Here is a 22,014-nt window from a genome sequence, read left to right on the forward strand (position 1 = left end):
GCTGCTGGCGAGTCTGGGGGCCGGCGGGGCCTCGGTCGAGACGGTGCTGCACGAGGTCAACGTCGTTCCTGGGGGTGTCGTCCAGGGTGAGGTGCGGATCCAGGGCGGGTCCGTGAACCAGCAGATCGAGGGGCTGTCGGTCGGTCTTCAGGCCAAGGTGGAGGTCGAGAGCGGCGACCAGGAGTACAAGCAGAACATCGAGTTCACCAAGCAGCAGCTGGGCGGCGCCTTCGAGCTGCAGGCGGGCGCGGTGCACGCGGTGCAGTTCGGGCTCGAGATCCCGTGGGAGACGCCGGTCACGATGATCGACGGGCAGCCGCTGCTCGGGATGGACATCGGTGTGACCACCGAGCTGGCGATCGCGCGGGCCGTGGACTCCGGTGACCTGGACCCGATCAACGTGCACCCGCTGCCGGCGCAGAAGGCGATCCTGGACGCGTTCATCCAGCTCGGCTTCCGCTTCAAGAACGCCGACATGGAGCGCGGCCACATCCGGGGCACGCGGCAGAAGCTGCCGTTCTACCAGGAGATCGAGTTCTACCCGCCGTCGCAGTACCGCGGGCTGAACCAGGTGGAGCTGAGCTTCGTCGCAGACGCGCAGGCGATGGACGTCGTGCTGGAGATGGACAAGAAGCCGGGACTGTTCAGCGAGGGCAGCGACACGTTCCGTTCCTTCCAGGTGGGTCTGAACGACTACCAGGGGACCGACTGGGCGGCGTACCTGAACCAGTGGCTGTCGGAGGTCGGCTCGAAGCGGAACTGGTTCTAGGCTCGTCGGGACTGAACGTCATCGATCAGGAGGTACCGAGGTGACCGAGCTCAAGCGGCGGCCGCTCCCCCATGATTTCCATCCGCCCGTGCCGTCGTTCACGGTGACGAGCGACGATGTGAAGGAGGGGGCGACGCTCAAGGACGCTCAGGTCCACGCGGCGGGCAACACGTCGCCGCATCTGCGCTGGGAGGGTTTCCCGCCGGAGACCAAGAGCTTCGCCGTGACCTGCTTCGACCCGGACGCCCCGACGGGCAGCGGGTTCTGGCACTGGGTGCTGTTCGACATCCCGGCCTCGGTGACCGAGCTTCCGGCGGGCGCGGGCAACCCCCCGTTCGAGGGGCTGCCCGAGGGCGCCGTCCACGCGCGGAACGACTACGGCACCAAGGAGTTCGGCGGTGCCGCGCCGCCGCCCGGGGACGGTCCGCACCGGTACGTGTTCACGGTGTACGCGGTGGACCAGGAGAAGCTGGGCCCGGACGAGAACGCCTCTCCTGCCGCGGTCGGTTTCAACCTGCGGTTCCACACGCTCGCCCGTGCGCAGCTGATCGGTGAGTACGAGGTGCCCGCGGAGTCCTGAGCCCCCGCGCCACACCGGAGGTTCCCGGAACGTTTGCCCGCCCCTGGTCTTGGAATTGATCAGGGGCGGGCATTTTTTCCGCCGGGGTCCCCGGGAGGCGTCTTCCGTGGGAGCAGCGGATATTGCGTTGTCCATCCCGGCGCGCCCGGCCAGAGTTGTTCCAGCCCGCCGAGGGGCGGGCCGGTGCGCACGGGAGGTGGGCTGGTATGCGGGACACGCTGGTGCTGAACGCGAGCTTCGAGCCGTTGTCGACGGTGACGCTGAACCGAGCCGTCGTTCTGGTGCTGCAGGACAAGGCCGTCGTCGAGCAGGCCCATCCCGAACTGCGGATGCGGGGAGCCGCGGTCGACATACCCGCGCCCCGGGTGATCAGGCTCTGCCAGTACGTGCGGGTGCCGTTCCGAAGACGTGCGCCGTGGTCGAGGCGGGGTGTGCTGGTGAGGGACCGGCACCGGTGCGCGTACTGCGGCCGCAGGGCGACGACCGTCGACCACGTGGTGCCGCGGTCGCTGGGCGGTCAGGACACCTGGCTGAACACGGTGGCGTCGTGCGCCGAGGACAATCACCGCAAGGCGAATCGGACGCCTGAGCAGGCGGGGATGCCGTTGCTGCGTGAGCCGTACGAGCCTACGCCGGCGGACGCGATGCTCTTGGCGCTGGGCGCGGAGGAGTTCGATGCGTTGCCGGAGTGGCTGGCGTTGGACGCGGCATGACGGTTTCGCCGTAGCAGGTGAGCTGACAGCCCGGGTGCGGGTTCGTCGTGGTGGATCGCGCAGTTCCCCGCGCCCCTGAGGTGAGTTCCCCGCGCCCCCTGAGGGGGTGCGGGGAACTCGTTTTTGGGGCTCTTAGTCGATCGAGGGCTTCTCGCGGCGTTCCTGGGCGGGGACGTTGGCTGTGCCGTTGCCTCCGCCGGAGGTGCCGCCGCCCAGGTTGGAGCCGAAGTTGCCTACGGCGCCGGAGAGGCCCTTGAGGGCGTCGCCGATCTCGCTGGGGACGATCCAGAGTTTGTTGGCGTCGCCCTCGGCGATCTTCGGGAGCATCTGGAGGTACTGGTAGGAGAGCAGCTTCTGGTCCGGGTCGCCGGCGTGGATGGCCTCGAAGACCGTGCGCACGGCCTGGGCCTCGCCCTCGGCGCGCAGCGCGGCGGCCTTGGCCTCACCCTCGGCGCGCAGGATCTGGGACTGCTTCTCGCCCTCGGCGCGCAGGATCTCGGACTGCCGGACACCCTCGGCCTGGAGGATCGCGGCGCGCTTGTCGCGGTCGGCGCGCATCTGCTTCTCCATCGAGTCCTGGATGGAGGTGGGCGGCTCGATGGCCTTGAGCTCGACGCGGTTGACGCGGATGCCCCACTTGCCGGTTGCCTCGTCGAGGACGCCGCGCAGGGCCGCGTTGATCTCCTCGCGGGAGGTGAGGGTCCGCTCGAGGTCCATGCCGCCGATGATGTTGCGCAGGGTGGTGACGGTGAGCTGCTCGATGGCCTGGATGTAGCTGGCGACCTCGTAGGTGGCGGCCCGGGCGTCGGTCACCTGGTAGTAGATGACGGTGTCGATGTTGACGACCAGGTTGTCCTGGGTGATCACCGGCTGCGGCGGGAAGGGGACGACCTGCTCGCGGAGGTCGATGCGGTTGCGGATGGTGTCGATGAACGGGACGACGATGTTGAGGCCCGCGTTGAGCGTCCGTGTGTAGCGGCCGAAGCGCTCGACGATGGCGGCGCTGGCCTGTGGGATGACTTGGATCGTCTTGATCAGGGCGATGAAGACCAACACCACCAGGATGATCAGGACGATGATGACCGGTTCCATCGTCGGTTCCCCGAACCCTTCTTAGCCTCGGCGCCTACGGCAGGTCGTGTGTGCCTGTGCACGGTCGTGCGGTTGTAGATCTTGCTGGTCGAGTCTGTCAGACCGCGGGACCAACCGGGGGCGTGTTCGCACCAGTTGTGTCGCACGGGAGGTGCGGGATCACATGATGATCGCGGTGGCCCCCTCGATGTCCACGACGTCGACCTCCTGGCCGACCTCGTAGGAGCGGCCGGTGTCGAGGGCGCGGGCGGACCAGACCTCGCCCGCCAGTTTGATGCGGCCGCCGCTGCCGTCGACGCGTTCGAGGACGACGGCCTGTTTGCCCTTCAGAGCGTCGACGCCGGTGGCCAGTTCGGGCCGCTGGGAGCGGTGTCTGCGGGCAACGGGACGGACCGCGGCGATCAGCGCGGTCGAGACGACGGCGAAGACCGCGACCTGGGCGACGGCTCCCCCGCCGAAGATGCCGGAGACCACTGCCGCGGCGACGGCGCCCACCGCGAGCATGCCGAGTTCGGGCATCGCGGTGATCACCAGGGCGATGCCGAGTGCCGCCGCGCCGATCAGCCACCACAGCCATGCGTCGATGTCCACAAGGTCATGGTAGAACCGCGCACCCGGTCACCGACAGGGCGCCGGTCGGTCGAACGTGCCTTGTCGTGCCGGGTGTTGTGCGCACGTCGTGCGCGGGGTGGCGCTGTGTCAGCTCATCGGGAGGCCCTGGGCGGTCCAGCGGTCGCCGACCTGCTCGACGACGAGCGGGAGGCCGAAGCACAGGGACAGGTTGCGGCTGGTGAGTTCGAGCTCGAGCGGTCCTGCGGCGAGGACCTTGCCCTGGCGGATCATCAGGACGTGGGTGAAGCCGGGGGCGATCTCCTCCACATGGTGGGTGACCATGATCATGGAGGGGGCGATCGGGTCGCGGGCGAGCCGGCCGAGGCGGCGCACCAGGTCCTCGCGGCCGCCGAGGTCGAGGCCGGCGGCGGGCTCGTCGAGGAGGAGCAGCTCGGGGTCGGTCATCAGGGCGCGGGCGATGAGGGTGCGCTTGCGCTCGCCCTCGGAGAGGGTGCCGAACTTGCGGTCCAGGTACTCCGACATGCCGAGGCGGTCGAGGAAGGCGCGGGCGCGCTGTTCGTCGATGTCCTCGTACTCCTCCTGCCAGCCGGCGGTCATGCCGTAGGCGGCGGTGAGCACGGTCTGGAGGACGGTCTGCTTCTTGGGCAGCTTGTCGGCGAGGGCGATGCCGGCGACGCCGATGCGGGGGCGCAGCTCGAAGACGTCGGTGCCGGGGCGGCCGAGGGTCTCGCCGAGGATGGTGGCGGTGCCCTTGCTCGGGTAGAGGTAGCTGGACGCGATGTTCAGCAGGGTGGTCTTGCCGGCGCCGTTGGGGCCGAGGATGACCCAGCGCTCGCCCTCCTTGACCGACCAGGAGACCTGCTCCACCAGAGCCCGGCCCTCGCGGACCACGGATACGTCCTGAAGTTCCAGAACATCGCTCATGAGCGCCTTGTCTCCCCTTGCAGTGTGGCCGGTCTCGGCTGTCGCGTACGCCTGGTGGGTCGGTCCGCCGCACCCGTGGGCGGGAGCCCATCATGAAATCTACGCCACCGGCCGACCCGGACATTCCATCGGTCCTCTTTCCGGGCGCTGTCTAGGGTGTACGCATGCTTTCGGAACCACGCTCTGGCCGTCTCGCCGCTTGGGGCAATGCCCTTCTTGCCGGACTTGTCTCCCCGGACGAGGCGGCGCTCGCCGTCGTCGGGGAGGACGCGGTGCACCGGGTGGAGGGGGTGCCCGGGGAGTCCGCGCCGGTGGGGCTGACGCTGGCCCTGGGGCGGCTGCGGGGGCTCGGGGCGTCGGGGCTGCGGGTGGCGCTGCCGGCGCCGGGGCATCCGCTGGGGCTGAGCGGCCCGCCGGAGTTCAACGCGCGGGCGCTGGAGGCCGAGGAGGCCGTGGTCTGCGAGGGGGCGGCGCTGGGGCTGGTGCCGGAGGTGTCGGAGGCCGGGCCCGAGGGCGATGTGCATGTGGAGGTCCTCTGGCGGGTTCTGCCGGTGCGGGAGGCGCCCCCGGCGGACGTGCCGTCGCTGGGTGAGGCGGAGCGGGAGCTGGCGGAGGCGCTGCGGGAGGCGACGGAGGCGCTGACGCGGCTGGACGTGGCCGGGTCGGGTCCGGTCGCGGAGGCGGCGATCGACGCGTACCGGGCGCGGGCCACGGCGTCGCGTGGGCGGGACGTGCTGGCGCCGGGGTATCCGCCGCGTGCGGTGCGGGTGCTGGAGCTGGCGCAGCGGGTGGGCGCGCTCGTGACGCTGGCGACGGAGCACGGGCACGGCGGTGCGGTGAGCGCGTCGGAGATGTCGGCGCGGGCGCTGGCGCTGCGGCCGGTGGAGCGGACGGCGCGGCGGGCGCAGGTGGCCGCGTACAACGCGTTCGTGGAGGAGCGCGGGGCGCGCTGATCTGGGCAGCGCGCCCCGGCCCCGGACAGGGACGAGCCCCGGCGCCGGGTGGGGGCGGGCGGCCGGGGCTTGTCGTCTGGTGGCGTCGGCCGTCAGTGGTTGACGGCGACGTTGCCGAAGGCCGGGTTCAGCACGCCGATGACGTTGATGCTGTTGCCCGACACGTTGACCGGGACGTCGACCGGGACCTGGACGAGGTTGCCGGAGACGACGCCCGGGGAGCCCACGGCCTTACCGTGCGCGTGGCTGCCCTCGGTGGCGGAGGCCATGCCCGCACCGGCGGCGAGCAGACCGCCGGCCACCATCGTCACGGCCGCTGCCTTCTTCAGGTTCTTCACTTTCCGAGCCCTCCTTGCGACGACCGCGGCGATCGCCGCGGTCCGCACTGGGCAACGCGTGGCACGGGCCGGGGACACGGGCCCCCGGCGGCCATTCCCCCTACGGTATGAATCTCGCACCGGAGGGGAACCTTCCGGTGACATCGGGGACGGCGGTCAGCCGCTGAGCCCGTGCCGTACGGCCCACAGGGCGGCCTGGGTCCGGTCCGCCAGGTCGAGCTTCATCAGGATGTTCGACACATGCGTCTTCACCGTCTTCTCGGAGAGCACGAGGGCGCGGGCGATCTCCCGGTTGGCGCGGCCGTCCGCGATCAGCCCCAGCACCTCGCGCTCCCGCTCGGTGAGCGACCCCGCGCGCCCCGCCCCGGAAACGCCCTCCTCCTGGGACAGCAGCGCGCCCGCCACCTCGGGCTGGAGCAGCACGTGCCCGGCGTGCACGGAGCGGATGGCGCCGGCCAGCGCGTCGGGGTCGATGTCCTTGTAGACGTAGCCCGCCGCGCCCGCGCGGAGTGCGGGGATCACCGTGCGCTGCTCGGTGAAGCTGGTGACGACCAGCACGCGGGCGCGGTGGTCCAGCTCGCGCAGCCTGCGCAGCGCCTCCACGCCGTCCATGCCGGGCATCTTGACGTCCATGAGGATGACGTCGGGCTGGAGCTCGCCGGCCAGGGCGACTCCCTCCGCGCCGTCCGCGGCCTCGCCGACGACCTCGATGTCGTCCTGCACCTCCAGGAAGGTGCGCAGACCGCGCCGGACCACCTGGTGGTCGTCGACCAGCAGCACCTTGATCGTGTCAGCCACCGGGGACCTCCATCTCGATGGTGGTGCCCTTGCCGGGCGCCGATTCCACGGTCAGCCTGCCGCCGACCCCGCTCGCCCGGTCCCGCATGGAGACCAGGCCCAGATGGCGGCCCGCGCGGCGCACGGCGTGCGGGTCGAAGCCGCCGCCGTCGTCGCCGACCCGCAGGACGGCGCCGTTGCCGCGCCGCTCCAGGGTCACGTCGACGTGGGCGCCGCCGGAGTGGCGCAGGGCGTTGTGCAGCGCCTCCTGGGCGACCCGCAGCACGGCCTCCTCCTGGGCGGCGGGCAGGGCGCGCACGCCGTGGCCGGTGAAGGTGACGCGCGCGCTGTGGGCGCGGTCGAGGACCTGCACCTGGGTGCGCAGGGTGGCCACGAGCCCGTCCTCGTCGAGGGCTGCGGGGCGCAGTTCGACGACCGCGGCGCGCAGTTCGTCGGCGGCCTCGGCGGCCAGCTCGGCCACCTGCTGCAGCTCGCCCTTGGCGCGCGCCGGGTCGCGGTCCACGAGACGGGCGGCGGCCTGGGCGGTGAGGCGCAGGGAGAACAGCTTCTGGCTGACGGCGTCGTGCAGCTCGTGGGCCAGGCGGGAGCGCTCCTCGGCGATGGTCAGCTCGCGGCTGCGCTCGTAGAGGCGGGCGTTGGTGAGGGCGATGGCGGCGTGCTGGGCGAGGATGCCGAGCAGTTCCTCGTCGTCCTCGGTGAAGCCGCAGGCGCCGTCCGGCTTCGGGCAGTTCTTGTTCGCGAGGAACAGGGCGCCGAGCACCTCGTCGCCGTCGCGGATCGGCAGGCCCAGGAAGTCGACGAGGTCCGGGTGGGCGCTGGGCCAGCCCTCGAAGCGGGGGTCGCGGCGCACGTCGGCGAGGCGCTGCGGGGCGGCGTCGTCGAGCATCGCGGCGAGGATGCCGTGCCGGCGCGGCAGGGGGCCGATGGCCTTCCACTGGGCGTCGCTGACGCCGTCCACCACGAACTGGGCGAAGCCGCCGTGGTCGTCGGGCACGCCGAGGGCGGCGTACTGGGCGTCGAGGAGTTCGCGGGCCGAGGCGACGATCGTCTTGAGGACGTCGCGCACCTCGAGATGCCTGCTCATGGCCAGCAACGCGGAACTCACCGCGGCGAGGCCGGACCGGGGGCCGTGGCTCATGACCTCACGGTACCGGCGGGGCGCGGACCGGCGGATCGGACCGCCGCACGCTCCTCTCCCCCGGCGCTGGTCCTAGGTCCGCGGTCCCGGTCCGGCCGTCGCGGCCTGGTCCGCCGGGCGGGGGCGTCCCGGCGTAGGGCTAAGGGACCCGGGCGGCTGCGTCCCGCGCCCGAGGCGGCCGTGCGTCCCGGCTTCCTACGTTGATCACACGCCGAGAGGGCGGGACGACACCACGGACGAGGGGACGGCTGTCATGCCGGTTGCGATCATCACGGGAGCCTCGAAGGGGCTCGGACGGGCGCTGGCCGTGGGGCTGGCGGAACGGGGCTGGGACCTGGTGCTGGACGCGCGGGGCGAGGACCGCCTGGCGGAGACGGTGGTACTGGCCTCGGCGCACGGCACGCGGGTGACGGCGGTGCCGGGCGATGTGACGGACGCCGCGCACCGGGCGGAGCTGGTGGCGGCGGCCTGGCGGCTGGGCGGGGTGGACCTGCTGGTGCACAACGCGAGCGCGCTGGGCGCCGAGCCGCTGGTGCGGCTGGCGGAGCTGCCGCTGGAGGGCCTGCGGCGGGCGCTGGAGGTGAACCTGGTGGCGGCGCTGGGCCTGGTGCAGGAGGCGCTGCCGCTGCTGCGGGCCGCCGGGGAGGGCGCGGTGCTGGTGGTGAGCTCGGACGCCGCCGCGGAGGCGTATCCGGCGTGGGGCGGGTACGGCGCGTCGAAGGCGGGTCTCGACCAGCTGGCGGCGGTGCTGGCGGAGGAGGAGCCGGGGCTGCGGGTGTGGTCGGTGGATCCGGGGGACATGGCGACGGACCTGTACGCGGCGGCCGTGCCGGACGACGACGGTCCGCGGCCGGAGCCGGAGGCGGTGGTGCCGGGGTTCGTGCGGCTGCTGGAGGAGCGGCCGGCCAGTGGCCGCTACGGCGCCCCGGCGCTGCTGGAGGGACGGCGGTGACGGTCGCGTTCCGGGTGCCGGAGGAGCTGTCCGCGCGGGTGCCGGCGGAGCTGCGGGCGCCCGGCCGGGACCGGGACGCGGTGCGGCTGCTGGTGTCGCGGGGCGCCGAGGTGTCCCACCACGCGTTCGCGGAGCTGCCGCTGCTGCTGCGTGCGGGCGACCTGTTGGTGGTGAACACCTCGCCCACGCTGGCGGCGGCCGTCGACGGACGGGTCGGCGACGCGCGCGTGGTGGTGCACTTCTCCACCCGGGGCGACGACGGGCGCTGGGCGGTCGAGCTGCGCGATCCGGACGGGCGCGGCACCACGCGCGTACGCGCGGGCACACGTGCGGGTACAAAGGTGCGGCTGGCGGGGGGTGCGCGGCTGCGGGTGGAGGAGCCGCTGAGCGCGGGGGCGCCGCGCCTGTGGTGGGCGCGGGTGTCGCGGGATGTGCCGGGGCTGCTGCGGGAGCACGGGCGGCCGATCCGGTACGCGTACACGGAGCGGGACCAGCCGCTGCCTGCGTACCAGACGGTGTTCGCGCTGCCGTCGCGGGACGGCTCGGGGAGCGCGGAGATGCCGAGCGCGGGGCGTCCGTTCACCGCGCGGACGGTGACGGAGCTGGTGAGCCGCGGGGTGCAGGTCGCGCCGGTGCGGCTGGACACAGGGGTGGCGTCGACGGAGGCGCACGAGCCGCCGTACCCGGAGCGGTTCGCGGTGCCGGAGGCGTCGGCGCGGCTGATCGGGGCGGTGCGGGCGGGCGGCGGGCGGGTGGTCGCGGTGGGCACGACGGCGGTGCGGGCGCTGGAGTCGGCGGCCGGTCCGGACGGGGTGGTGCGGGCCCGGGCGGGGTGGACGGACCTGGTGGTGACCCCGGAGCGGGGGGTGCGGGTGGTGGACGGGCTGCTGACCGGGCTGCACGAGCCGGAGGCGTCGCACCTGCTGATGCTGGAGGCGGTCGCGGGGCGGGAGGCGGTCGCGCGGGGCTACGAGGAGGCGCTGCGCGGGCGGTACCTGTGGCACGAGTTCGGGGACGTGCACCTGCTGCTGCCGTCCTGACCGAGGGCGGCTGACCTCCCTGCCGAAGGGGCGCGGAACTCCTCACACAGCGCGTTGCGCCAGCAACACGCGGTGAGGAGGGAGGGGGTCCGGTGTGAGGCCGCACATAGGGCGCACATCACGTACGAAGCGGATTAGGAGACTCATATCGTCCTTATATGCGGGACGAACAGTCCCATCTGCCCGGTTTGCTACCCTCTGATCCACTACCCGGCTTCGTAGGTCACATCTTTGCCCAGCGATTTTGCGGCCGCTAACAATGGCTGCGTCGCTCAGCGCCGTGGGATTCCTGCCCGCGGCGTTCGTGTGCCGAAGAAGCACCAGTCCCACCGGACATCGAGCGACCTCCGCGCTACACGAAGAGGTCCGTTCCGCATGCCCAAGCACATCCTCACCCGTGGTCATGGTCGAGCCCTGACCCGTCACCACAAGATCGCCGCCGCGGGCGTCGCCGCTCTCGGCGCCGCCGCCATCGGCTTCTCGGCGGTCCCGAGCAACGCCTCGACGACGACCACGGCCGAGGCCCCCGCCCAGACGGCGAAGGTGGCCTACAGCACCCAGCAGATCCAGGGCGTCAAGGCCGACGTCAACAGCCAGCTCGCCGGCGCCAGCGTCAAGGTCGAGGAGATCGCGGCCAAGAAGCAGGCCGCCGCCGAGGCCGCCGCGAAGAAGAAGGCGGCCGCCGAGGCCAAGGCCGCGAAGGCCCGCGAGGCCGCGGAGTCCGCGAGCCGGTCCGCCGAGCGCGCCGAGGTGAAGAAGGCCGCTCCGAAGAAGTACGGGGACAACCTCGACGGCTGGATCCGCGAGGCCATGTCCATCATGAAGAAGCACGGCATCCCGGGCTCCTACGAGGGCATCAAGCGCAACGTCCTGCGTGAGTCCTCCGGCAACCCGAAGGCGATCAACCTCTGGGACATCAACGCCCAGAAGGGCATCCCCTCCAAGGGCCTGCTCCAGGTGATCCCGCCGACCTTCGAGGCGTACCACGTCAAGGGCACCCCGAAGGACATCTACGACCCGGTCGCCAACATCGTCGCCGCCTGCAACTACGCGGCCGACAAGTACGGCACCATGGACAACGTCGACAGCGCGTACTGAGAGGTCGGCGCGGACCTCTCCCACCGCACACAGACGCCGAAGGGCGGCACCCTCCTGACGGGGTGCCGCCCTTCGGGGTCGTACGGCGGGACTACTTGCGCATGACCTCCGGCTCGTGGCGGCGCAGGAAGCGCGCCACGAAGAAGCCGCAGACCACGCCGAGCGCGATCAGCGCGCCCATGTCCGTCGCGAACGCGGCGGCCGTGTGCTCCCACAGCGGGTCGTCGCTGTCGCCCTTGGCCGGCGGGCTGATGTTGTTGAAGTCCAGCGTCGTGCCCGCGGCGGCGACCGCCCAGCGCGACGGCATCAGGTACGACAGCTCGTTCACGCCGACCGAGTTGGCCAGCGGGAACAGGCAGCCCGTGAAGACGACCTGGACGATCGCGAACATCACCAGCAGCGGCATCGTCTTCTCGGCGGTCTTCACCAGGGCCGAGATGATCAGGCCGAACATCATCGCGGTGAAGCCCAGCGCCATGATCGGGATGCACAGCTCCAGCAGGATCTGGCTGCCGAGGACGAGGCCCTCGTCGGGCACCGTGCGGCTGGAGAAGCCGATGACGCCGATCATCAGGCCCTGGATCATGGTGATCAGGCCCAGCACGAAGACCTTCGACATCAGGTACGCCGAGCGGGACAGGCCGGTGGCGCGCTCCCGCTCGTAGATCACGCGTTCCTTGATCAGCTCACGCACGGAGTTGGCGGCGCCGGCGAAGCACGCGCCCACCGCGAGGATCAGCAGCACCGTGAGCGCCGTGCCGTTGGCGACGGGCCTGCCCGTCCTCGGGTTGATCTCCGTGTTGACCAGCAGGTCCTTGCCCTGGTCGATGAGCAGGCTGACCGAGCCGAGGACCAGCGGCAGGATGATCGACAGGGCGAGGAAGCCCTTGTCGGAGGCGATCACCGACACATAGCGGCGCACCAGGGTGGAGAACTGCGACGCCCAGCCCTGCGGCTTCGGCGGCTTCATCGCCTGCATCGCCGGGACCTGTACGGACTGCGGGGCGACCGCGTCGATGTCCGCGGCGTACATCTGGTAGTGCTGCGAGCCCTTCCAGCGGCCCGCCCAGTCGTAGTCGCGGTAGTTCTCGAAGGCGGAGAAGACGTCGGCCCAGGTGTCGTAACCGAAGAAGTTCAGCGCCTCCTCGGGCGGGCCGAAGTAGGCGACGGAGCCGCCCGGCGCCATCACCAGCAGCTTGTCGCAGATCGCCAGCTCGGCCACCGAGTGGGTCACCACGAGCACCGTGCGGCCGTCGTCGGCGAGGCCGCGCAGCAGCTGCATGACGTCACGGTCCATGCCCGGGTCGAGGCCGGAGGTCGGCTCGTCCAGGAAGATCAGCGACGGCTTGGTGAGCAGCTCGAGCGCCACCGACACGCGCTTGCGCTGGCCGCCGGACAGGGACGTGACCTTCTTGTCCTTGTGGATGTCCAGCTTCAGCTCGCGCAGCACCTCGTCGATACGGGCCTCGCGCTCGGCCGCCGTGGTGTCGGCGGGGAAGCGCAGCTTGGCCGCGTACTTCAGGGCGCGCTTGACGGTCAGCTCCTTGTGCAGGATGTCGTCCTGCGGGACCAGACCGATGCGCTGGCGCAGCTCGGCGAACTGCTTGTACAGATTGCGGTTGTCGTACAGCACCTCGCCCTGGTTGGCGGGGCGGTACCCGGTGAGCGCCTTGAGCAGCGTCGACTTGCCGGAGCCGGAGGGGCCGATGACCGCGATCAGGGACTTCTCCGGGACGCCGAAGGAGACGTCCTTCAGGATCTGCTTGCCGCCGTCGACCGTGACGGTCAGGTGGCGGGCGGAGAAGGACACCTCACCGGTGTCGACGAACTCCTCGAGCCGGTCGCCGACGATCCGGAAGGTCGAGTGACCGACGCCCACGATGTCGGTGGGGCCGAGCAGTTGCGAGCCGCCCTTGGCGATCGGCTGGCCGTTGACGTAGGTGCCGTTGTGCGAGCCGAGATCGCGGATCTCCATGCGCCCGTCGGGCGTCGAGTGGAACTCCGCGTGGTTGCGGGACACCTGGAGGTCGGAGACGACCAGGTCGTTCTCCAGGGCACGGCCGATCCGCATCACGCGGCCGAGCGAGAACTGGTGGAACGTCGTGGGACTGCGGTCGCCGTAGACCGGCGGCGCCCCCGCGCCACCACCGAGGCCCTGCTGCTGCGGGATGTGCGGCGCGTTCTGCTGCGGCTGCTGCTGCCAGCCCTGCTGGGCGGGCGGCTGCTGGGCCGGCCGCTGCTGCGCGGGGGGCTGCTGCCAGCCGGCGCCCGCGCCCTGGGCGGCGTACGGCTGCTGCGGCTGAGCCTGCGGCACGGCGGCGGCGACGCCGGACAGCGTCACGCGCGGCCCGTCGTTCGCGTTGCCCAGGTTCAGCACCGTGTCGGCGGTGAACTCCAGGTGGTGGATGCGCTGCCCCTGCACGAAGGTGCCGTTGGTGCTGCCGTGGTCCTCGATCACCCAACTGCGGCCGTTGAAGCTGATCGTGGCATGACGCCAGGACACCCTGGCGTCGTCGAGGACGACGTCGCCCTGCGGGTCACGTCCCAGGGTGTAGGACCTGGACGGATCGAGCGTCCAGGTGCGTCCGTTTGATTCCAGTACGAGTTCCGGCACTCCATGCCCCACTGAGTTGTCCCCCGAATTTCCCCCGTCGCAGGGAGTCTAGGGATGTCGAACATCGGGGGGAACTATTTCAGGCTCGGCCCTCCGACCGAAAGTCGGCCCTGTCACGACCCCGCGACAAGGCGTCGACGGCCCTGTCCGGGCGGGGGTTGAAATCGCCCCGGAGAGTGGTAAACCACGCGAGGGGGACAAGTGCGGCCTGCCGGGCCGCTCCGCGGATCGGGGGGTCTGCCCATGAGTACTGCCACAGGCTCCGCCGGGCCGGGCCGCCGCACCGGTCTGCCGTGGGCGGACGTGGTGATGTCCGCGGTCGCCGCGGTGAGCTGGGCGCTGATCGGGATGGCGGGGACGGCCGCGCTGGGTCTGCGTCTCCTGGACGCGGACACGGCGGGGGCGTTGGGGCCGATGGCGGCCGCGGTGGTGGCGCTGGCGGTGGGCGGTTCGGTCACGCCGACGGGGGACGTGTCGGCGTTCGGGCTGTCCGGGGCCGAGGCGGACACGGCGGTCGACGTGATGCCGCTCGGCGTCGGTCTGGTGGGGGCGCTGCTGCTGTCCCTCATCTTCCTGAGGTCCTTACGAACGGCCGGAGTTGTGGTGTCCGGCCGTGAACTGGCCGCGCGGGCGGGGGCGGTGGTCGCGCTGGCCGTGGCGACGGCGGGCGGACTGGCGTGGGCGGGGCACGACGTGATCACCGTCGACGTGGCCGCGCTCGGCGTGGACGGTCTTCCCGGCTCCGACGGCGGCGGGCTGGACGTCCCCGGGCTCGGCGACATCGGGGAGCTGCTGCCGGACCGGGTGGGGGACCTGGTCGACCCGCAGGTGACGGTGGGGTTCACCGTCGACACGGCGCCGACGCTGCTGGCCGGTCTCGGCTGGTCGGCGGGCGTGCTGCTGGTCGCGCTGCTGGCGTCCCGGCGTACTCCGCTGCCGCGCGGGTGGGAGGCGCTGCACCGGGTGGTGCGGCCGGCGGTCTCGTCGGTCGTCGCGGTGCTGCTGGTCGCGGCGGCGGCGGGGATCGCGGCCGCGGCGTGTGCGGCGATCGGCGACGACCACCCCCGGCGGATCGCCGGGGCGGCTCTGCTCGGGGCGCCGAACGGGGTGTGGCTGGGGTGGCCGGTCGGGCTGTTCGTCCCCTACGGCGCCCAGGGGACCGGGGCGCTGCTCGGGGCGCTGCCCCACCCCCTCGACGATCTGCTGCGGATGGGGACGGAGGAGCAGGTCACCCTGGGCGCACTGGCCGAGCTGGACGGGCGGGTGTGGCTGCTGGGGGTCGGCGCGGCGACGGCGATGCTGCTGGCGGGCGTGCTGACGGCGGTGCGGACGCCGGTGGCGGGGAGCGCGCCGGGGGCGGGTGGTTTCGCGGGGCGGTGCGCGCTGCGGCTGGGCGCCGCCACGGCGGTGACGCTGCCGGTGCTGGTGTGGCTCACGGAGGTGTCCGTGGGCGCCTCGCTGTCGGTGCTGGGGTACGACGCGTTCAACGCGGGGCTGGATCTGCGCGGGCGGCTGGGCCCGGCGGTGCTGCTCGGGGCGGTGTGGGGCGCGGGGGCGGGCGCGGTGGGGGCGCTACTGGCGTGGGCGTGCGGGGTGGCGGGGACGCGGGTGGCGGTACTGGCACGGGATGCCGGGGGCTCGCCGGCGTCGGCGCCCTCGGGTCCCTACCGGCCGGGGACGCCGTACCGGCCGCCCGATCCGGACACCAATCCGTATCTACGGCTGCCGGGGGCGCGGCGGGAGCGGGGCGCCCCGGAGGACGCGGTGCCGGGGCGGGGCACGACCGACGCGGTGCCGGGATGGGGTGGGTCCGGGGACGCGGGTGTACGAGGACGGAGTGCGCCCGGGGACGCAGGCGCACGGGGACGGAGTGCGCCAGGGAGTGCGGGCGGCGGTGCGGACGACGTGGCCGCGGCCCCCACGGTCGCCAGTCCCACCCCGCCCCCACGCCCGCCCCGACCGGACCGCCGCCGTCTGTGGCCGGACCGGGTGCCGCCCCCTCCCCCGCCACCGCCGCCGGCGCCGCGGCCCCCGGGACCGGGCGAACGTGATGAAGGAGGCGGGGACGGCAGGGGGCCGCGGGGACGGTAGGGGCGGGCCCGGAGAGGGTGTCCGGAGGGCGGACCGGGCGGGCGTGAGGCACTGGGTGCCGGATACGGTGGGGAGCACCATGAGCGCATCGCAGACCTCCGACGTTCCCACCCTCCTGGTCAAGATCTTCGGGAAGGACCGGCCGGGCATCACGGCCGGCCTCTTCGACACCCTCGCCGCCTACTCCGTCGACGTGGTCGACATCGAGCAGGTCGTCACCCGGGGCCGCATCGTGCTGTGCGCGCTCGTGACCCAGCCCCCGGCGGGGATGGAGGGTGACCTGCGGGCGACCGTCCACAGCTGGGCCGAGTCGATCAAGATGCAGGCGGAGATCATCTCGGGCAAGGGCGACAACCGCCCCCGCGGTCTCGGCAGGTCCCTGGTGACCGTGCTGGGCCACCCCCTCACCTCGGAGGCGACGGCCGCGGTCGCCGCGCGGATCACCAAGGCCGGCGGCAACATCGACCGTATCTTCCGGCTCGCCAAGTACCCGGTGACCGCCGTGGAGTTCGCGGTGTCCGGTGTCGAGACGGAGGCGCTGCGCACCGCGCTGGTGACGGACGCGGCCCGGTTCCGGGTCGACATCGCGGTGGTCGCGGCGGGCCTGTACCGCAGGGCGCAGCGCCTGGTGGTGATGGACGTGGACTCCACGCTCATCCAGGACGAGGTGATCGAGCTCTTCGCGGCGCACGCCGGCTGTGAGGACCAGGTCGCCGAGGTGACGGCGGCGGCGATGCGCGGGGAGCTGGACTTCGAGCAGTCGCTGCACGCGCGCGTGGCGCTGCTGGAGGGGCTCGACGCCTCCGTGATCGACAAGGTGCGCAGCGAGGTGCGGCTGACGCCGGGCGCCCGCACCCTGATCCGTACGCTCAAGCGGCTGGGCTACCAGGTGGGCGTGGTGTCGGGCGGCTTCACGCAGGTCACCGACGATCTGAAGGAGCGTCTCGGTCTGGACTTCGCCCAGGCGAACACGCTGGAGATCGTCGACGGCAAGCTCACCGGCCGGGTGACCGGCGAGATCGTGGACCGGGCGGGCAAGGCGCGGCTGCTGCGGCGGTTCGCGGCCGAGGCGGGGGTGCCGCTGTCGCAGACGGTGGCGATCGGTGACGGCGCGAACGACCTGGACATGCTGAACGCGGCCGGTCTCGGTGTCGCCTTCAACGCCAAGCCGGTGGTGCGCGAGGCGGCCCACACGGCGGTGAACGTCCCCTTCCTGGACACGGTCCTCTATCTGCTCGGCATCACACGCGAAGAGGTCGAGGCCGCGGACACGCTCGCGGTCGACTGAGCGGCGCGCACCGGCCGTGACGACGGACCGGCCGTGATGACGGCAGGGGCCCGGCGCCGACGAGGTCGGTGCCGGGCCCCTGTCGTGCCGGGCGGGTCAGCCGGGGGTCACTCCGTGGGCGCCCAGTAGTCGACCAGCGTGGCCGTGCCGGGCTCCAGGGACTTCCAGGGGCCGGTGAAGGTCAGGACCGCGAAGGCGGCGGCCGGGAAGCCGCGCCGCGTCATCCGCTCGCGCGCGTCGCCCTCGGATGCGCCGGCCAGGATGTCGGCCAGCCCCTGCACGCCCGGGTTGTGTCCGATCAGCAGGACGTTCTGCGCGTCGTCGGAGGTCTCGTTGAGCAGGGCGATCAGCTCACCGGGCGAGGCCTCGTAGATCCGCTCCTCGTAGACGGTCTTCGGCCGCTTCGGGAACTCGTGGACCGCCAGCTTCCAGGTCTCGCGGGTGCGGACCGCCGTGGAGCACAGGGCCAGGTCGAAGGCGACGCCGGAGTCGGCCAGCTTGCGGCCGGCGGCCGCTGCGTCCAGGCGGCCTCGCTCGGCGAGGGGCCGCTCGTGGTCGGACACCGGAGGCCAGTCGGCTTTCGCATGCCGGAAAAGGACAATCCTGCGGGGTTCTGCGACGCTCATGGCACCCAGCTTCGCACGAAACAGGCCACGGGGCGCAGGGAGTTGACCGGCGCCTCGGCGCGTTCAGCGGGCCATGAGCTGCTGCGCCCGCTCGACGAGGAGGGTGAGCGCGGGCTCACCGGCGGCCGCGTGCGCGTCGGAGGGGTTCAGTACGAGGGCGAGCAGGGCCACGAAGGCGAGGGCGGGGAGGGCCAGGGCCCACCACGGCAGCCGGGTGGCGGCACCGGCCCGGGGGGCCGGAACGGGCCGGGAGTGCGTGCGCGCCGACATGGGTGCCTCCGCTCTTCGAGTGTCCGGTGGCCGCCTGCCGCGGCCACATCTCGAAGGTACGGATCGGCGGGGCTCCAACCCATCCGGTGATCCACCCACTTGACCCTGAGCCTGGCCCCCTAGGGGACGGGGGTGCCAGCACCACCCTCAGGGCGCGGAACCGGTCACCGCGCCCGGGGATCGGGCGTCTGCCGGGCCGGGCTCAGGGCGCGAGCACCGTCGCGATGACGCCGATGACGATGAAGATCGCGAAGAAGGCGCCGAAGACGAGCAGCATCTTCTTCTGGCCGTTCTGCGGGTTCGGCTCGAGGACTGGCATGGGGAAAGTGTCGCACCCTCCCCGCCCGGCACCGGTCAGGGGGTGCCCCGGCCGGCGCTTCGGCGCGCCGCCTCGTCCTCCACCGTACGGTCCCGTCCGGCCATCACCCCGAAGACCATCTGCGGGACCATCAGAGCCGCCATGAGCGCGATCGGCAGGCCCCAGCCCCCGCTGTGCTGGTACAGCACGCCCACCAGCAGCGGCCCGGGGATGGAGATCAGATAGCCGGTGCTCTGCGCGAAGGCCGACAGCTGGGCCACCCCGGGGCCCGTCCGCGCCCGCATGCCGACCATGGTGAGCGCGAGCGGGAAGGCGCAGTTGGCGATGCCCAGCAGCACCGCCCAGGCCCATGCGCCCGCGGCCGGTGCGAACCAGAGGCCCGCGTACCCGAGCAGGCCGCTGACGCCCAGCCCGACCACGATGGGACCCTGCCGGGGCAGCCGGGCGGCGATCCGCGGGATGACGAACGCCAGGGGGACCCCCATCACCATGGTGACGGCGACCAGCATGCCCGCCCGGCCCGCGGAGACGCCCGCGTCCCGGAAGATCTGCGCCATCCAGCCCATGGTGATGTAGGCGCCGGTGGCCTGGAGTCCGAAGAACACGGCCAGCGCCCACGCCGTACGGCTGCGGGTGATGCGCAGCGCCGGCGTCTGCCCGGCGGGCCGCTCCTCGGGACGCCCGTCCGCCTGCGACGGCTTCGGCGCCCCGGAGGCTCCCGAGGCGTCTCGCCGGCCCCGTACGAAGGGGAGCCAGGGCAGGGCGGCGGCCGCCGCGAGGGCCGCCCAGACGGCGAGGCCCGCCTGCCAGTCGCCGCCGAGCGCGTCGGTCACCGGGACGGTCACGGCCGCCGCCGAGGCGGTGCCGAGGGCGAGGGCCATCGAGTACAGGCCGGTCATGGGTCCGACCCGGTCGGGGAACCAGCGCTTGACGATGACCGGCATCAGCACGTTGCTCACGGCTATGCCGCCGAGCGCCAGGCCGCTGGCGAGCAGGAAGGCGGCCGTGCTGCCGACGTAGGGCCTCACGAGCAGGCCGGTGGCGATGGCGGCCATGCCGGCGCACACCACGGCGGCGGGGCCGAAGCGGCGGGCCAGGCGGGGCGCGGTGACGCCGAAGACGGCGAAACACAGCGCGGGCAGGGAGGTGAGCAGCCCGGCGACGCTGCCGCTCATCCCCAGCCCGGCGCGCACCTCTTCGAGCAGGGCGCCGAAGCTGGTGATGGCGGGGCGCAGGTTCAGGGCGGCCAGCACGATGCCGGCGACGAGCAGCCGTTTCCGCCACGCGCGCAGGGGGGCGTCCGGGTGCTCCGGGAGCGCGGTCGTGGCGGGCGTACGGGCGGTGGCGGACGCCGTCGTCCGGGTTCCGTCACCAGTCATACGAGTCATGACACCCATCATAGAATCATGGGATGATTGGTTGTCCATGTCGCGGACGTCGTACGCGGCCCACGCCGTGCGAAGGTGAAGCATGCCTCTGAGCCATCCGCGCCGCTCCGCGCTGTCCGAGCAGGTCATCGCCGCCCTGCGGGCCCAGATCACGTCGGGCGAGTGGCCGGTCGGCTCACGCATCCCCACCGAGCCCGAGCTGGTGGAACAGCTGGGGGTCGCCCGCAACACCGTCCGTGAGGCGGTGCGCGCGCTGGCGCACAACGGTCTGCTGGACATCCGCCAGGGCTCGGGCACCTATGTCGTCGCCACCAGCGAGCTGGCCGGCGTGATGCACCGCCGTTTCGCCGACGCCGACCCCCGGCACATCGCCGAGCTGCGCTCATCCCTGGAGTCCTCGGCTGCGCGGCTGGCGGCGCAGCGGCGTACCGAGAAGGACCTCAAGCAGCTCGACACGCTGCTGCGGCGCCGTGAGGAGGCGTGGGAGTCGGGCGACGCGGAGGCGTTCGTGACGGCGGACGCGACCTTCCACATGGCCGTCGTGGCGGCCTCGCGCAACGACGTGATGACCGCGCTGTACGCGGATCTGGGCGAGGTGCTGCGGGACTGGCTGCGCGACGACGTGGGCGGGGACATGTCGCCCGAGACGCACATGGACCACAGCCGGCTGGTGGACGCGATCCGCGCGGGCGACGAGGCGACGGCGGCCGAGGAGGCCGCCTCCTATCCGATGGCGTGCAAGCCGGGGCGGTTCACCTCCCGCGCGCGCGGCTGAGCGCGCCCTTCCGGACATATGTGAGGGCCCGCGCCCCCCTCAGGGGACGCGGGCCCTCAGGCTGTACTGGCTGTCAGGCGCCGACGGCGTGCAGACCGCCGTCCACGTGGACGATCTCGCCCGTGGTCTTCGGGAACCAGTCGCTCAGCAGGGCGACGACGCCGCGGCCGGCCGGCTCCGGGTCCTTCAGGTCCCACTCCAGCGGGGCGCGGTTGTCCCACACGGACGCCAGCTCGGCGAAGCCGGGGATGGACTTGGCGGCCATCGAGCCGAGCGGACCGGCCGAGATCAGGTTGCAGCGGATGTTCTGCTTGCCCAGGTCGCGCGCCATGTAGCGGCTGGTCGCCTCCAGGGCGGCCTTCGCCGGGCCCATCCAGTCGTACTGCGGCCAGGCGTACTGCGCGTCGAAGGTGAGGCCGACGACGGAGCCGCCGTTCTGCATCAGCGGCAGACAGGCCATGGTGAGCGACTTCAGGGAGAACGCCGAGACGTGCATGGCCGTGGCGACCGACTCGAACGGCGTGTTGAGGAAGTTGCCGCCGAGGGCGTCCTGCGGCGCGAAGCCGATGGAGTGCACGACGCCGTCCAGGCCGCCGAGCTCCTCGCCGACGACGTCGGCCAGGCGGCCCAGGTGCTCGTCGTTGGTGACGTCGAGCTCGATGACCTTGGTGGGCTTGGGCAGCTTCTTCGCGATGCGCTCGGTCAGGGTCGGCCGCGGGAACGCGGTCAGGATGACCTCGGCGCCCTGCTCCTGGGCCAGCTTCGCGGTGTGGAAGGCGATGGACGCCTCCGTCAGCACACCGGTGATCAGGACGCGCTTGCCCTCGAGAATTCCGCTCATGTGTGTCAGTGACCCATTCCCAGTCCGCCGTCAACGGGAATGACGGCTCCAGTGATGTACGAGGCGTCGTCCGAGGCGAGGAAGCGCACCGCGGCGGCGATCTCCTCGGTCTTCGCGTACCGGGCGAGCGGCACCTGGGCGAGGATCTTCGCCTGCTGCTCCTCGGTGAGCTCCCGGGTCATGTCGGTGTCGACGAAACCGGGCGCGACGACGTTGAAGGTGATGTTGCGCGAGCCCAGCTCACGGGCGAGGGACCGGGCGAAGCCCACCAGGCCGGCCTTGGAGGCGGCGTAGTTGGCCTGCCCCGCGGAGCCCAGCAGTCCGACGACCGAGGAGATCAGCACGACGCGGCCCTTGCGGGCGCGCAGCATGCCGCGGTTGGCGCGCTTGACGACGCGGAAGGTGCCGGTGAGGTTGGTCTCGAGGACGGACGTGAAGTCCTCCTCGGTCATGCGCATCAGGAGCTGGTCCCGGGTGATCCCGGCGTTGGCCACGAGCACCTCGACGGGGCCGTGCGCCTCCTCGATCTCCTTGTAGGCCTGCTCCACCTGCTCGGCGTCGGTGATGTCGCACCGGACGGCGAGGAAGCCGGCCGGGGGCTCACCCGAGCGGTACGTGATGGCGACCTTGTCGCCGGCGTCGGCGAACGCGCGGGCGATGGCGAGGCCGATGCCCCGGTTGCCTCCGGTGACGAGAACCGAGCGGCTCAACGGATCACCCCTTCGATAGCGGTCTGTTCCATCCGCCCGGACACCGTGACGACAGGCGGCTGCACCGAAAACCTATCGGTCCCGGTACGCCCCGGGACATCGGGGCACCGACAGTGGCTCTCGT

Annotated in this window: 23 protein-coding genes (1 of these 23 running past the window's edge); 10 read left to right on the forward strand and 13 right to left on the reverse strand. The window is 72.3% G+C overall.

Translation table 11 applies throughout. The features are described from left to right. The 3 genes from AY578_RS06835 to AY578_RS06845 form a co-directional block, all read left to right on the forward strand. Positions 1-769, forward strand: partial view of a sporulation protein gene (locus AY578_RS06835; RefSeq protein WP_258902173.1) — the 3' portion only. It extends 14 nt beyond the left edge of the window; 769 of the gene's 783 nt are visible here — the last part of the coding sequence; its start codon lies off the left edge, out of view; its stop codon occupies positions 767-769. 40 nt (positions 770-809) lie between these two features. Next, a complete protein-coding gene (locus tag AY578_RS06840; protein ID WP_019522081.1) occupies positions 810-1,349 on the forward strand; it encodes a YbhB/YbcL family Raf kinase inhibitor-like protein in 540 nt (179 codons plus the stop codon). 206 nt (positions 1,350-1,555) lie between these two features. Then, positions 1,556-2,062 (forward strand): HNH endonuclease, encoded by a 507-nt coding sequence (locus AY578_RS06845; protein ID WP_019522082.1) that lies wholly within the window; start codon positions 1,556-1,558, stop codon positions 2,060-2,062. 132 nt (positions 2,063-2,194) lie between these two features. On the opposite strand, the gene AY578_RS06850 is transcribed toward AY578_RS06845, so the two are convergent. The 3 genes from AY578_RS06850 to AY578_RS06860 form a co-directional block, all read right to left on the reverse strand. Further along, positions 2,195-3,154, reverse strand: a complete 960-nt coding sequence (locus AY578_RS06850) for an SPFH domain-containing protein (protein ID WP_019522083.1) — start codon at positions 3,152-3,154, stop codon at positions 2,195-2,197. A gap of 159 nt (positions 3,155-3,313) precedes the next feature. Beyond that, positions 3,314-3,745, reverse strand: coding sequence for an NfeD family protein (locus tag AY578_RS06855; RefSeq protein ID WP_019522084.1), 432 nt, complete (start codon positions 3,743-3,745; stop codon positions 3,314-3,316). A 108-nt stretch (positions 3,746-3,853) separates the two neighbouring features. Next, positions 3,854-4,651 (reverse strand): ABC transporter ATP-binding protein, encoded by a 798-nt coding sequence (locus AY578_RS06860; RefSeq protein ID WP_024887131.1) that lies wholly within the window; start codon positions 4,649-4,651, stop codon positions 3,854-3,856. Between the two features lie 164 nt (positions 4,652-4,815). On the opposite strand from AY578_RS06860, the gene AY578_RS06865 reads away from it, so the two are divergent. After that, complete coding sequence (locus AY578_RS06865; protein ID WP_026243400.1) at positions 4,816-5,604, forward strand: Rv1486c family protein; 789 nt, start codon at positions 4,816-4,818, stop codon at positions 5,602-5,604. 92 nt (positions 5,605-5,696) lie between these two features. On the opposite strand, the gene AY578_RS06870 is transcribed toward AY578_RS06865, so the two are convergent. From AY578_RS06870 to AY578_RS06880, 3 genes are all read right to left on the reverse strand, one after another. After that, positions 5,697-5,942 carry a chaplin gene (locus tag AY578_RS06870; RefSeq protein ID WP_019522087.1) on the reverse strand — a complete coding sequence of 82 codons (246 nt, stop codon included), beginning with the start codon at positions 5,940-5,942 and terminating at the stop codon, positions 5,697-5,699. Between the two features lie 156 nt (positions 5,943-6,098). Then, positions 6,099-6,740, reverse strand: coding sequence for a response regulator (locus tag AY578_RS06875; RefSeq protein ID WP_019522088.1), 642 nt, complete (start codon positions 6,738-6,740; stop codon positions 6,099-6,101). Continuing rightward, entirely contained in the window at positions 6,733-7,878 is a 1,146-nt protein-coding gene (locus tag AY578_RS06880; RefSeq protein ID WP_019522089.1) for a GAF domain-containing sensor histidine kinase, read from the reverse strand. Before AY578_RS06880 ends, AY578_RS06875 begins: the two co-directional genes overlap by 8 nt. 253 nt (positions 7,879-8,131) lie before the next feature. Here AY578_RS06880 and AY578_RS06885 point away from each other — a divergent pair, with 253 nt between their 5' ends. The 3 genes from AY578_RS06885 (at position 8,132) to AY578_RS06895 (ending at position 10,968) form a co-directional block, all read left to right on the forward strand. After that, positions 8,132-8,830: an SDR family NAD(P)-dependent oxidoreductase gene (locus AY578_RS06885; RefSeq protein WP_258902175.1), complete on the forward strand. Its 699-nt coding sequence runs from the start codon at positions 8,132-8,134 to the stop codon at positions 8,828-8,830. Next, the gene (locus AY578_RS06890; protein ID WP_136239451.1) at positions 8,827-9,870 is read left to right on the forward strand and encodes an S-adenosylmethionine:tRNA ribosyltransferase-isomerase; all 1,044 of its coding nucleotides are present in this window, start codon (positions 8,827-8,829) and stop codon (positions 9,868-9,870) included. The genes AY578_RS06885 and AY578_RS06890 overlap by 4 nt, the downstream gene beginning before the upstream one ends. Positions 9,871-10,245: 375 nt before the next feature. Beyond that, positions 10,246-10,968: a transglycosylase SLT domain-containing protein gene (locus tag AY578_RS06895; RefSeq protein ID WP_019522091.1), complete on the forward strand. Its 723-nt coding sequence runs from the start codon at positions 10,246-10,248 to the stop codon at positions 10,966-10,968. Positions 10,969-11,059: 91 nt separating this feature from the next. Here the strand turns inward: AY578_RS06895 and AY578_RS06900 are convergent, their stop codons facing one another. Beyond that, positions 11,060-13,582, reverse strand: a complete 2,523-nt coding sequence (locus AY578_RS06900; protein WP_258902176.1) for an ABC transporter ATP-binding protein/permease — start codon at positions 13,580-13,582, stop codon at positions 11,060-11,062. Between the two features lie 243 nt (positions 13,583-13,825). Between AY578_RS06900 and AY578_RS06905 the strand changes: the two genes are divergently transcribed. Together AY578_RS06905 and serB are read left to right on the forward strand one after the other, a co-directional pair. Then, a complete protein-coding gene (locus AY578_RS06905; RefSeq protein WP_258902177.1) occupies positions 13,826-15,673 on the forward strand; it encodes a streptophobe family protein in 1,848 nt (615 codons plus the stop codon). Positions 15,674-15,752: 79 nt separating this feature from the next. Next, positions 15,753-16,961, forward strand: coding sequence for a phosphoserine phosphatase SerB (serB, locus tag AY578_RS06910; protein ID WP_019522094.1), 1,209 nt, complete (start codon positions 15,753-15,755; stop codon positions 16,959-16,961). A 107-nt stretch (positions 16,962-17,068) separates the two neighbouring features. Here the strand turns inward: serB and AY578_RS06915 are convergent, their stop codons facing one another. The 4 genes from AY578_RS06915 to AY578_RS06930 all read right to left on the reverse strand — a co-directional run bounded on the left by AY578_RS06915 (position 17,069) and on the right by AY578_RS06930 (position 19,555). After that, entirely contained in the window at positions 17,069-17,587 is a 519-nt protein-coding gene (locus AY578_RS06915) for a SixA phosphatase family protein (RefSeq protein ID WP_258902178.1), read from the reverse strand. Between the two features lie 63 nt (positions 17,588-17,650). After that, complete coding sequence (locus tag AY578_RS06920; RefSeq protein WP_019522096.1) at positions 17,651-17,857, reverse strand: hypothetical protein; 207 nt, start codon at positions 17,855-17,857, stop codon at positions 17,651-17,653. A 202-nt stretch (positions 17,858-18,059) separates the two neighbouring features. Continuing rightward, positions 18,060-18,176, reverse strand: coding sequence for an SGM_5486 family transporter-associated protein (locus AY578_RS06925; protein ID WP_019522097.1), 117 nt, complete (start codon positions 18,174-18,176; stop codon positions 18,060-18,062). 35 nt (positions 18,177-18,211) lie between these two features. Continuing rightward, positions 18,212-19,555 carry a CynX/NimT family MFS transporter gene (locus AY578_RS06930; protein WP_136239457.1) on the reverse strand — a complete coding sequence of 448 codons (1,344 nt, stop codon included), beginning with the start codon at positions 19,553-19,555 and terminating at the stop codon, positions 18,212-18,214. 91 nt (positions 19,556-19,646) lie between these two features. On the opposite strand from AY578_RS06930, the gene AY578_RS06935 reads away from it, so the two are divergent. Further along, on the forward strand, positions 19,647-20,339 hold the full coding sequence (locus AY578_RS06935) for a FadR/GntR family transcriptional regulator (RefSeq protein ID WP_019522099.1): 693 nt from the start codon (positions 19,647-19,649) through the stop codon (positions 20,337-20,339). Positions 20,340-20,412: 73 nt separating this feature from the next. Here the strand turns inward: AY578_RS06935 and fabI are convergent, their stop codons facing one another. Both fabI and fabG read right to left on the reverse strand, forming a co-directional pair. Next, positions 20,413-21,180 carry an enoyl-ACP reductase FabI gene (gene fabI, locus AY578_RS06940; protein ID WP_019522100.1) on the reverse strand — a complete coding sequence of 256 codons (768 nt, stop codon included), beginning with the start codon at positions 21,178-21,180 and terminating at the stop codon, positions 20,413-20,415. Between the two features lie 5 nt (positions 21,181-21,185). Continuing rightward, the gene (gene fabG / locus AY578_RS06945; protein ID WP_019522101.1) at positions 21,186-21,890 is read right to left on the reverse strand and encodes a 3-oxoacyl-[acyl-carrier-protein] reductase; all 705 of its coding nucleotides are present in this window, start codon (positions 21,888-21,890) and stop codon (positions 21,186-21,188) included. Positions 21,891-22,014 lie beyond the last annotated feature (124 nt).

Source organism: Streptomyces thermocarboxydus, from assembly GCF_024760485.1.
GTDB lineage: Bacteria > Actinomycetota > Actinomycetes > Streptomycetales > Streptomycetaceae > Streptomyces > Streptomyces cellulosae.

What these genes read in the sequence shown, in the direction of transcription:
- AY578_RS06915 (WP_258902178.1), bottom strand. Translation starts at nt 17,587, where the DNA reads ATGAGCGTCGCAGAACCCCGCAGGATTGTCCTTTTCCGGCATGCGAAA.
- AY578_RS06935 (WP_019522099.1), top strand. Translation starts at nt 19,647, where the DNA reads ATGCCTCTGAGCCATCCGCGCCGCTCCGCGCTGTCCGAGCAGGTCATC.
- AY578_RS06860 (WP_024887131.1), bottom strand. Translation starts at nt 4,651, where the DNA reads ATGAGCGATGTTCTGGAACTTCAGGACGTATCCGTGGTCCGCGAGGGC.
- AY578_RS06925 (WP_019522097.1), bottom strand. Translation starts at nt 18,176, where the DNA reads ATGCCAGTCCTCGAGCCGAACCCGCAGAACGGCCAGAAGAAGATGCTG.
- fabI (WP_019522100.1), bottom strand. Translation starts at nt 21,180, where the DNA reads ATGAGCGGAATTCTCGAGGGCAAGCGCGTCCTGATCACCGGTGTGCTG.
- AY578_RS06905 (WP_258902177.1), top strand. Translation starts at nt 13,826, where the DNA reads ATGAGTACTGCCACAGGCTCCGCCGGGCCGGGCCGCCGCACCGGTCTG.
- AY578_RS06895 (WP_019522091.1), top strand. Translation starts at nt 10,246, where the DNA reads ATGCCCAAGCACATCCTCACCCGTGGTCATGGTCGAGCCCTGACCCGT.
- serB (WP_019522094.1), top strand. Translation starts at nt 15,753, where the DNA reads ATGAGCGCATCGCAGACCTCCGACGTTCCCACCCTCCTGGTCAAGATC.
- AY578_RS06865 (WP_026243400.1), top strand. Translation starts at nt 4,816, where the DNA reads ATGCTTTCGGAACCACGCTCTGGCCGTCTCGCCGCTTGGGGCAATGCC.
- AY578_RS06880 (WP_019522089.1), bottom strand. Translation starts at nt 7,878, where the DNA reads ATGAGCCACGGCCCCCGGTCCGGCCTCGCCGCGGTGAGTTCCGCGTTG.
- AY578_RS06920 (WP_019522096.1), bottom strand. Translation starts at nt 17,857, where the DNA reads ATGTCGGCGCGCACGCACTCCCGGCCCGTTCCGGCCCCCCGGGCCGGT.
- AY578_RS06930 (WP_136239457.1), bottom strand. Translation starts at nt 19,555, where the DNA reads ATGACTGGTGACGGAACCCGGACGACGGCGTCCGCCACCGCCCGTACG.
- AY578_RS06885 (WP_258902175.1), top strand. Translation starts at nt 8,132, where the DNA reads ATGCCGGTTGCGATCATCACGGGAGCCTCGAAGGGGCTCGGACGGGCG.
- AY578_RS06845 (WP_019522082.1), top strand. Translation starts at nt 1,556, where the DNA reads ATGCGGGACACGCTGGTGCTGAACGCGAGCTTCGAGCCGTTGTCGACG.
- AY578_RS06850 (WP_019522083.1), bottom strand. Translation starts at nt 3,154, where the DNA reads ATGGAACCGGTCATCATCGTCCTGATCATCCTGGTGGTGTTGGTCTTC.